Source organism: Longimicrobiales bacterium (assembly GCA_035764935.1).
GTDB lineage: Bacteria > Gemmatimonadota > Gemmatimonadetes > Longimicrobiales > RSA9 > DASTYK01.
On record DASTYK010000158.1, the window covers coordinates 1 to 8,794 of the forward strand.

Annotated in this window: 10 protein-coding genes; all 10 read left to right on the forward strand. The window is 68.8% G+C overall.

The window, feature by feature from the left end:
* The first annotated feature begins 173 nt into the window (after positions 1–173).
* Complete coding sequence (gene rpmE, locus VFU06_13690; protein HEU5210440.1) at positions 174–392, forward strand: 50S ribosomal protein L31; 219 nt, start codon at positions 174–176, stop codon at positions 390–392.
* A 45-nt stretch (positions 393–437) separates the two neighbouring features.
* Positions 438–1,514 carry a peptide chain release factor 1 gene (prfA, locus tag VFU06_13695; GenBank protein ID HEU5210441.1) on the forward strand — a complete coding sequence of 359 codons (1,077 nt, stop codon included), beginning with the start codon at positions 438–440 and terminating at the stop codon, positions 1,512–1,514.
* Between the two features lie 5 nt (positions 1,515–1,519).
* Entirely contained in the window at positions 1,520–2,398 is an 879-nt protein-coding gene (gene prmC, locus VFU06_13700) for a peptide chain release factor N(5)-glutamine methyltransferase (GenBank protein HEU5210442.1), read from the forward strand.
* 61 nt (positions 2,399–2,459) lie between these two features.
* Positions 2,460–2,819, forward strand: a complete 360-nt coding sequence (locus VFU06_13705) for a YlbF family regulator (protein ID HEU5210443.1) — start codon at positions 2,460–2,462, stop codon at positions 2,817–2,819.
* A 7-nt stretch (positions 2,820–2,826) separates the two neighbouring features.
* Positions 2,827–3,456, forward strand: coding sequence for a CDP-alcohol phosphatidyltransferase family protein (locus tag VFU06_13710; protein HEU5210444.1), 630 nt, complete (start codon positions 2,827–2,829; stop codon positions 3,454–3,456).
* Between the two features lie 49 nt (positions 3,457–3,505).
* Positions 3,506–4,819 (forward strand): inositol-3-phosphate synthase, encoded by a 1,314-nt coding sequence (locus tag VFU06_13715; GenBank protein ID HEU5210445.1) that lies wholly within the window; start codon positions 3,506–3,508, stop codon positions 4,817–4,819.
* Positions 4,820–5,034: 215 nt separating this feature from the next.
* Positions 5,035–5,661: a dTMP kinase gene (tmk, locus tag VFU06_13720; protein ID HEU5210446.1), complete on the forward strand. Its 627-nt coding sequence runs from the start codon at positions 5,035–5,037 to the stop codon at positions 5,659–5,661.
* 50 nt (positions 5,662–5,711) lie between these two features.
* On the forward strand, positions 5,712–7,346 hold the full coding sequence (locus tag VFU06_13725) for a S41 family peptidase (protein HEU5210447.1): 1,635 nt from the start codon (positions 5,712–5,714) through the stop codon (positions 7,344–7,346).
* A gap of 188 nt (positions 7,347–7,534) precedes the next feature.
* Positions 7,535–8,485 carry a DMT family transporter gene (locus tag VFU06_13730; protein ID HEU5210448.1) on the forward strand — a complete coding sequence of 317 codons (951 nt, stop codon included), beginning with the start codon at positions 7,535–7,537 and terminating at the stop codon, positions 8,483–8,485.
* Between the two features lie 67 nt (positions 8,486–8,552).
* On the forward strand, positions 8,553–8,794 hold a 242-nt coding region (locus VFU06_13735; protein ID HEU5210449.1), incomplete at its 3' end, for an asparaginase.

Below are 8,794 nucleotides of genomic sequence, written 5' to 3' on the forward strand. Positions count from 1 at the left end.
CCCGCGCCTGCCGCTGCCAGCGTTGCCATGCCGGGTCGAAGACGCGACGGGGGGGGTCGGCGATCCCCGGCCCCGGCCCAGGGCCCCGGGCCCCGGGCCCGCCTCTCCAACTTGATCCCCACCCCGGAATCCGCTAAACTAGACAGTCTTGGCCCAAACACGAGAAAAACCCGATGAAGCCCGGCATTCATCCCGATTACAAGGAAGTCACCGTCCAGTGCGCCTGCGGAAACAACTGGCAGACGCGCAGCACGGCTGATTCGATTCACGTCGAGATCTGCTCTGTCTGCCACCCGTACTACACGGGCAAGCAGCGTCTGATGGACACGGCCGGCCGCGTCGAACGCTTCCAGAAGAAGTGGGCGAAGCAGGACGCAACGGCGGGCAAGTAATCGAAGAGCCGGGTCAGCCCGGCTCTTTCACTATCCGATAGCAACATGAGCTGGCAGGATCGGGTGCCTGAGGTGCAGCGTCGCTTCGAGGCGCTGACGGAGGCGCTCGCGGATCCGGCGGTGCTGGAGTCGCGCGAGCGCTACGCGGCGACGGCGCGCGAGCATTCCGAGCTGGCGCCGGTGGTCGAGGCGGCGGCGCGCTGGCAGAAGGCGCGGGTGCGGCTGGACGACGTGCGCAGCGTGATCGCGGCCGGCGACGATCCCGAGCTGGTCGAGCTTGCGGAGATGGAGCTCGAGGAGCTGGAAGCCGAGGAGTCGCGGCTCGAGGCGGAGCTGCGTCGCCTGCTGGTTCCGAAGGATCCGCTCTCCGATCGAGCCGCCGTGGTCGAGATCCGTGCCGGCACCGGTGGCGACGAGGCCGGCCTTTTCGCCGCAGACCTGTTCCGCATGTACAGCCGCTACGCCGACAGCCGCAACTGGAAGATCGAGCTGGTCGATCTGTCTGAGGGCGAGCGGGGCGCGTACAAGGAAGTCGTCTTCATCGTGCGCGGTTCTGACGCCTACGGCGACCTGCGCAACGAGTCGGGCGTGCACCGCGTGCAGCGGGTGCCCGCCACGGAAAGCCAGGGGCGGATCCACACGTCCGCCGCGACGGTCGCGGTGCTGCCGGAAGCGGAGGACGTGGACGTCGACATCCGCGAGGAGGACCTGCGGATCGACGTGTACCGCAGCTCGGGCCCGGGCGGCCAGTCCGTGAACACGACCGACTCGGCGGTGCGCATCACGCACATCCCGACGGGCGTCGTGGTGACCTGCCAGGACGAGAAGTCGCAGCACAAGAACAAGGCGAAGGCGCTGCAGGTGCTGCGCAGCCGACTGCTCGACGCGAAGCTGGCGCAGCAGGAGGCGGAGCGGTCACGCGAGCGCAAGACGCAGGTCGGGACGGGCGATCGCTCGGCGAAGATCCGGACGTACAATTTCCCGCAGAGCCGTGTCACCGATCACCGGATTGGCCTGACCCTGCACAGCCTGCAGGACGTGCTGAACGGTGACCTCGACGAGCTGATCGGCGCGCTCAAGCTGGCGCGTGAGGCGGAGCGGCTCGAGGGCGCAGTCGCCTGACGGCGTTGCCCGAAACGGCGCTCGCCCTGGCGCAGAAGGCCGCGCAGCTCCTGCGCGAGCGCGGCTTCGAGAATGCGCGGCTCGAGGCCGAGCTGCTGCTGGCCGGCGTGCTCGGCGTGAAGCGGCTCGAGCTGTACACGCAGTTCGACCGGCCGATCAACGACCGGGAGCTGGAAACGTTCCGCGCCTGGGTGCGACGGCGACTGAAGCACGAGCCGCTGCAGTACATCACCGGCGACGTCCAGTTTCGTTCGCTCCGGCTCAAGGTCGATCGGCGCGCGCTGATCCCGCGGCCGGAGACAGAGGTGCTGGTCGGCGTCGTGCTCGAACACCTGCAACGGCAGACGACGTCCGTCCCGCGGGTGCTCGACCTCGGCACCGGCACCGGCGCGATCGCCCTCGCCATCCTGGCCGAGCACCCGGCAGCGACGGCCGTCGCGACGGACGTGTCGCTGGACGCGCTGGCGCTGGCAGGCGAGAATGCAGCGCTGACGGGCCACACCGGGCGGATCGAGCTGCTGCATGGCGACCTGTGGGACGCCGTGCCGGACGAGCGGTTCGACGTCGTCGTCTCGAACCCGCCGTACGTCGCGGAGCGCGAGGCGGCCGACCTCGCCCCCGAAGTGCGCGAGTGGGAGCCCGGCAGTGCGCTGTTCGCGGCCGCGGACGGGCTCGCGGTGCTGGAGCGCATCGTGGACGGTGCCGCGGCCCACCTGCAGCCCGGCGGATTGCTCGCCCTGGAGCTGGGGCTCGGGCAGGCCGAGGCCGTGGCAGCGCGCATCGATGCGACGCGCGCATTCGAGACCGCCCGTATCACGCAGGACCTGGCCGGACGCCCGCGCATCGTCAGCGCGGTGCGTGCGCCGGCGGAAGACAACGAGTAACGATGGAACCGGACCGGCGGCGCACTGCGCGCCGCTCGTCGTCACGGAAGGGACGCTGTAGATGAACGAAGCAATGATCGAAAAGGCACGCGAGCTCGGGCGCATGATCGGCCAGACGGAGGAGTACAAGGCGCTCGGCCGCGCGCGTCAGAACCTGGACAGCGATCGCGATGCGGTCGAGGCCCTCAACGCGCTCGCCGAGCTGGAGGCGCAGATCGCGAGCGCGCTGCGGAGTGGACAGGAGCCGTCGCAGGAGGCGCAGCAGGCGTACGAGGCGTCGTTCGGCAAGCTCCAGGGCTCGACGGTCTACCAGGCACTGGTCGCGGCACAGAGCAACTTCGACAAGGTGCTCGGCAAGGTGAACGACGAAATCGGGAAGGGCATCGAGCTCGGCGCGCAGTCGCGGATCATCCTTTCCTGACCCGCACATGCCCAGCCTCGACAGCCTGCGCGGCGCAGTCTACGGCATCATCGATCCGCTCACCGACTGGCTGAGCGCAAAGCGTGTTCACCCGAACGCGCTCACGACGATCGGCTTCTTCGTGACCTGCAGCTCCGCGCTCGCCTACCATCAGCACCACGTGCGGACGGCTGGCTTTCTCATCCTGCTGGGCGGCTTCTTCGACATCCTGGACGGGCGCGTCGCGCGCCTGACCGGGCTGGGCAGCAAGTTCGGGGCGTTCTACGACTCGACGCTCGACCGCATCAGCGAGATCGTGGTCTTCCTCGGACTGCTCTCCCTCTACAACGACTACCGGCTCGAGCTCGGCGACGTCGGCATGATCTACCTGATCATGCTTGCAATGGCGGGCTCCCTGATGATCAGCTATACTCGCGCGCGGGCGGAGGCGATGGGGCTGGATTGCCGCGTCGGCCTGATGCCGCGCGCCGAGCGGGTCGTGCTGCTCGGCGCCGCATCGCTCTTCTTCGGCGAGGCGTGGGACGGACTGGTGCTGAAGGGCGTCATCCTCATCCTCGCCGTGCTCACGAACCTGACGGCCTTCCAGAGGATCGTCTGGGTCTATCAGCACGCGCGCGGCGTGCCGCTCGACGAGTAGCACGCGCGACGATCGAGCAGCGCACAACATACTCGAGGACTACACAGGCATGGCCAACAACCAGAACATCGCACCCGCCACCGGTCGTCTCGGTGTGCTGCTTCCCGGCATGGGCGCGGTTGCGACGACGTTCATCGCGGGGGTCGAGGCGGTCCGCCGCGGCATGGCGGAGCCGATCGGCTCGCTCAGCCAGCTCTCGCACATCCGGCTCGGCAAGCGTACCGACGACCGCAACCCGCTGATCCGCGAGCTGCTGCCGCTCGCTTCGCTGGACGACATCGTGTTCGGCGGCTGGGACCCGATCCCGGACGACGCATACGAGACGGTCGTGAAGGCGGGCGTGCTCGAGGCGAAGGATTACGAGCCGATCGCGGACTTCCTCAAGTCGATCCAGCCGATGCCGGCCGTCTTCGACCGGAAGTACGTGAAGCGGCTCGACGGGACCAACGTCAAGAAGGGCAAGAACAAGCGCGACCTCGGCGAGCAGCTGCGCGAGGACATCCGGCGCTTCAAGGAAGAGAAGGGCTGCGAGCGCCTGGTCATGGTGTGGTGCGGCTCGACGGAGATCTTCCTGAAGCCGGGCCCGCAGCACGCGACGCTGGCCGCGTTCGAGAAGGCAATGGAGGAGAACGACGACGCGATCGCGCCGTCGATGATCTACGCCTGGGCCGCACTGCAGGAGGGTGTGCCGTTCTGCAATGGTGCACCGAACCTGACGGTCGACCTCCCGGCGATCCAGGAGCTCGCGCTCCAGAAGAACCTCCCGATCTCGGGCAAGGACTTCAAGAGCGGGCAGACGATGATGAAGACCATCCTCTCGCCCGGGCTCAAGGCGCGCATGCTCGGCCTGAACGGCTGGTTCAGCACGAACATCCTGGGCAACCGCGACGGTGCCGTGCTCGACGATCCGGACTCGTTCAAGACCAAGGAGGAGTCCAAGCTCGGCGTGCTCGAGTACACGCTCCAGCCGAAGCTCTACCCGGAGCTGTACGGCAACGTCTACCACAAGGTCCGCATCGAGTATTACCCGCCGCGCGGTGACAACAAGGAAGGCTGGGACAACCTCGACATCTTCGGATGGATGGGGTACCCGATGCAGATCAAGGTCGATTTCCTCTGCCGCGACTCGATCCTGGCCGCCCCGCTGGTGCTCGACCTGGCCCTCTTCAGCGACCTGGCCGCACGCGCCGGCATGAGCGGCATCCAGGAATGGCTCTCGTTCTACTACAAGAGCCCCATGACGCCCGAGGGCCTCTACCCCGAGCACGACCTGTTCATCCAGCACATGAAGCTGAAGAACACGCTGCGGCACCTGGCGGGTGAAGAGGTGGTGACGCATCTGGGGCTGGACTACTACGAGTAACGCGAACAGCGGGCCGTCAGGGCCGGGGCCCAGGGCCCTGGGCCGAGGGGTGACGCCGCTTCAATGATCAGCAGGAGATGCTTCGCGAGGCCACGGATGACGACTCTTCGTGGCCTCACGAGTTACCTGACGTGGGCGGGGCGCGGGCAGACGCCCCCGCCCCCGGCCCCGGGCCCCGGGCCCCGGGCCCGCAGTATGACCTTTAGAAAGCACCCGTGTTCCTAGTCCTCGAAGGCATCGAAGGCTCCGGCAAATCCACGCAGGCCAGGCTCCTCGGGGAGTGGCTCGCCAGGCAGGGCCGGCCGCATCTCGTGACGCGCGAACCCGGCGGGACTGCGGTCGGCGAGGCGATCCGCGAGGTGGTGCTGCACGGCGGGGACGTGACGCCCCGCACGGAGCTGTTGCTGATGCTGGCAGCCCGCGCGACGTTCGTCACAGAGGTCGTTGCGCCCGCGCTGGCCGAGGGTAGAATCGTCGTTGCCGACCGATTCGAGCTGTCGACGCTGGCGTACCAGGCCCACGGGCGGGGGTTGCCCCTGGACGAGGTCCGGCGGCTCAATGCCTTTGCCACGGGTGGCCTGGCGCCGGACCTGACGATCGTGCTGGACGTGCCCGCGTCAGTAGGGGACGCGCGACGAACGCAGCGCGGCGCGGCGGACCGGATCGAGCGCGCGGGCGCCGCATTCCACGACCGGGTGAACGAGGCATACCGCTTGCTCGCTGCCTCCGAGCCGGGTGTGGTTGCGCTCCCGGCGGAGGCGACGGTCGAGGCGGTGCACGCGTCGATCGTGACGCTCCTCGCGTCGCGTTTTCCAGAAACTTTCAACGCGGCAGCGGGTTAGACTTTGAGGCGCCATGCGGCGTCGCCGGCAGCAGGCTTCGGGAGAAGACGATGAAGATCAAGCGATCCGTCATGGCACCACTGTTCGTTGCGCTGATTGCGTTCGCATCCGGCGGCTGGTTGCTGCAGCAGGGTGTGAGCAGCGAGCGCAACGTGTACGCGACGGCGCAACTGTTCGAGGACGTGCTGCGGCACGTCTCGGCGCGGTTCGTCGATGAGAAGTCTGCCGGCGAGCTGTACCGCCTGGCGATCGACGGCATGCTCGAGGAGCTGGGCGATCCGCACAGCGTCTTCATGACGGCCGACGACTACGAGCGGCTGCGCGTGCAGACGCAGGGCGAGTACGGCGGGATCGGCATCCAGATCGCGAAGCGCAACGGCTGGATCACGGTGCTCTCGCCGCTGCCGGGCACGCCTGGCGAGCGCGCGGGACTGCGTGCCGGTGACGCGATCGTCGAGTTCGAAGGTCAGTCGACGCGCGAGTGGACCGAGGATGAGGCGGTCGCCAATCTGCGCGGCCCGCGCGGCTCGCAGGTGAACATCACGGTCGCGCGCTTCGGCATCGATGAGCCGATCCCATTCACGATCACGCGCGACGAGATCCACATCCAGTCGGTGACGACGTCGTACCTGCTGCCGGGCAATGTCGGCTACCTGGAGCTGAGCGTGTTCAGCGAGGACTCGGAGCGTGAGGTGCGCCAGGCGCTGGATGCGCTGAAGGCGGAGGGCGCGACGGGCGTGATCCTGGACATGCGTCAGAATCCGGGCGGCCTGCTCGACGCGGGCATCGCGGTGTCCGACCTGTTCCTCGAGCGGGGTCAGCTGATCGCCGAGACCAAGGGGCGTGATCCGCGTCAGTCGCAGAGTGCGTACGCGGCGTCGCCGGATGCGTACCCGGACCTGCCGATCGTGGTGCTGGTCGGGCCGAGCAGCGCGTCGGCCACGGAGATCGTCGCGGGCGCCCTGCAGGACCATGACCGCGCGCTGGTGCTCGGCCGCACGACCTACGGCAAGGGCTCGGTCCAGTCGCTGTTCCAGCTCCCCGGCCAGAACTGGCTGAAGCTGACGACGGCGCGCTGGTACACGCCGGTCGGTCGCAGCATCCAGGGCCCGTACGGCATCGATGCCGAGGCGGCGGAGCTGGCGATGGACACGCTGGCGGCGGACAGCGTCGGCGATCGGCCGGAGTACCGGACGGACGGCGGCCGCACCGTCTACGGCGGCGGCGGTATCACGCCGGACATCATCGTCAATCCGGACACGCTGACGCTGCAGGAGCAGACGTACCTGCGTGCGCTGCAGCCGCACGGCTCGAAGTACTTCGAGACGCGCTTCACGTGGGCGGTCGCGTACGCCAAGTCGCAGCCGAACCTGCAGCGCGGCTTCCAGGTGTCGCCCGAGATGCGTGAGTCGTTCCGCCAGGCGCTGGTGAAGGCGGGCGTCGACGTCGGGCAGGACGTGTTCGATGGCGCCGAGCGCCTGGTCTCGCGCGACCTCGCCTACGAGATCGCGTACGCGAAGTGGGGACAGGCCGAGGCCCGCCGTCGGCTGAATGACGACGACCGCCAGATCGAGGTCGCAGCCGAGCTGCTCCGACAGGCCAACTCGCCCGAGACGCTGTTCCGCGTCGCCGCGCAGCGGGGCAGTGATGCACCGCGCGTTGCGGGGCCGTCAGGCGGCCACTGATCCGCAGCCCACTTCCAGCAGCGAGGGGCGTCCCGGTCGACCGGGACGCCCCGTTCGTTTGTATGCGAGGGGATGAAAGGCCGGGACCCGTGCCGGCGCGGCGACGCGCGCGTGGGCATCGTTCTGCTGCGACGCGGGCGTCGTTTGCGGCGTCCTGCCTCCGGCTGCATCTTGGGCGCGCTGAGCGCATGAATGACACCGACGACGTGGTAGAAACGGCGGCACCCGGGAACGGGCCGCCAGCGCACCCGGGGGCACTGCCGCCGGGTGCTGTTCTCGTCGTGGCGGTGCTCGCGGTCAGCTGGGCGGGACCACTGGTGCGGTTCACGGACGCGCCGGCGCTGGCGATCTCCGCCTGGCGCCTGCTGCTCGCCGTCGCAGTGCTGAGCGTGATCGTGATCGCGCGCGGCCGTCTCCACGAGGTGCGCGCACTGGACACGCGGGAACGGTGGCTCGCACTCGCGGGCGGTGCGTGCCTGGCCGCGCATTTCTGGACGTGGGTGGCGTCGCTCGGGCTGACGACGGTGGCCAGCTCGGTCGTGCTGGTGAACATGCAGCCCGTCTTCGTGGTCGCCCTGTCCGCGCTGTTCCTGCACGAGCGTCCCGCCCGGCAGCAGGCGATCGGCATCGGGATCGCGATGGCGGGCGCACTGATCATCGCGTGGGGCGACTTCGCACTCGGTACCCGGGCGCTGATGGGTGATGCGTTGGCGCTCGCCGGTGCGGTGTTCGTGGCGGCGTACTACGTGATCGGCCGGCGGCTGCGCCAGCGGCTGGACGTCTGGAACTACGTGTTCGTCGTGTACGGTGTCGCGGCTGTGCTGCTCGTGGCGGTGATTGCGCTGCACCCCGGTGTCCAGCTGACGGGCTACGGTCGCAACGACTGGCTCGTCTTCGTGGCGCTCGCGCTCGGGCCGATGCTGATCGGCCACACGGGCGTGAACTACGCGCTGCGGTACCTGCCCGCGTACGTCGCGAACCTCGCGATCCTCGGTGAGCCGGTCGGTGCCACGCTGATCGCATGGCTGCTGCCCGCGATCCGCGAGGTGCCCGGTTTGCAGACGATCGCGGGCGGTGTCGTGCTGCTCACCGGCATCCTGATCGGTGCGATGCGGCCGCGTCGGCGCACATACACATGAGGATGGCCGATTCCGCGATGGCTCTCGCAGCCACGCGGTGTTCTCTTCCTTGCAAGGAGGCGTGCGCGTGGGGCTCGCGCGGGTAGAGGTCAGGCGCGGCGCAGTGGTGGAGTCGCGCCACGCGGTGAGTATCGCAGTCGCGGATGGAGAAGGCGTGCTGCGCGCGACGGCCGGCGACGCGGAGCTGGTCACGTTTGCGCGCTCCGCGATCAAGCCGCTGCAGGCGCTGCCGCTCGTCGATGACGGTGTCGCCGAGACATTCGGCTTCGGCGCCGCGGAGCTCGCGCTCGCGTGCGCGTCGCACAGCGG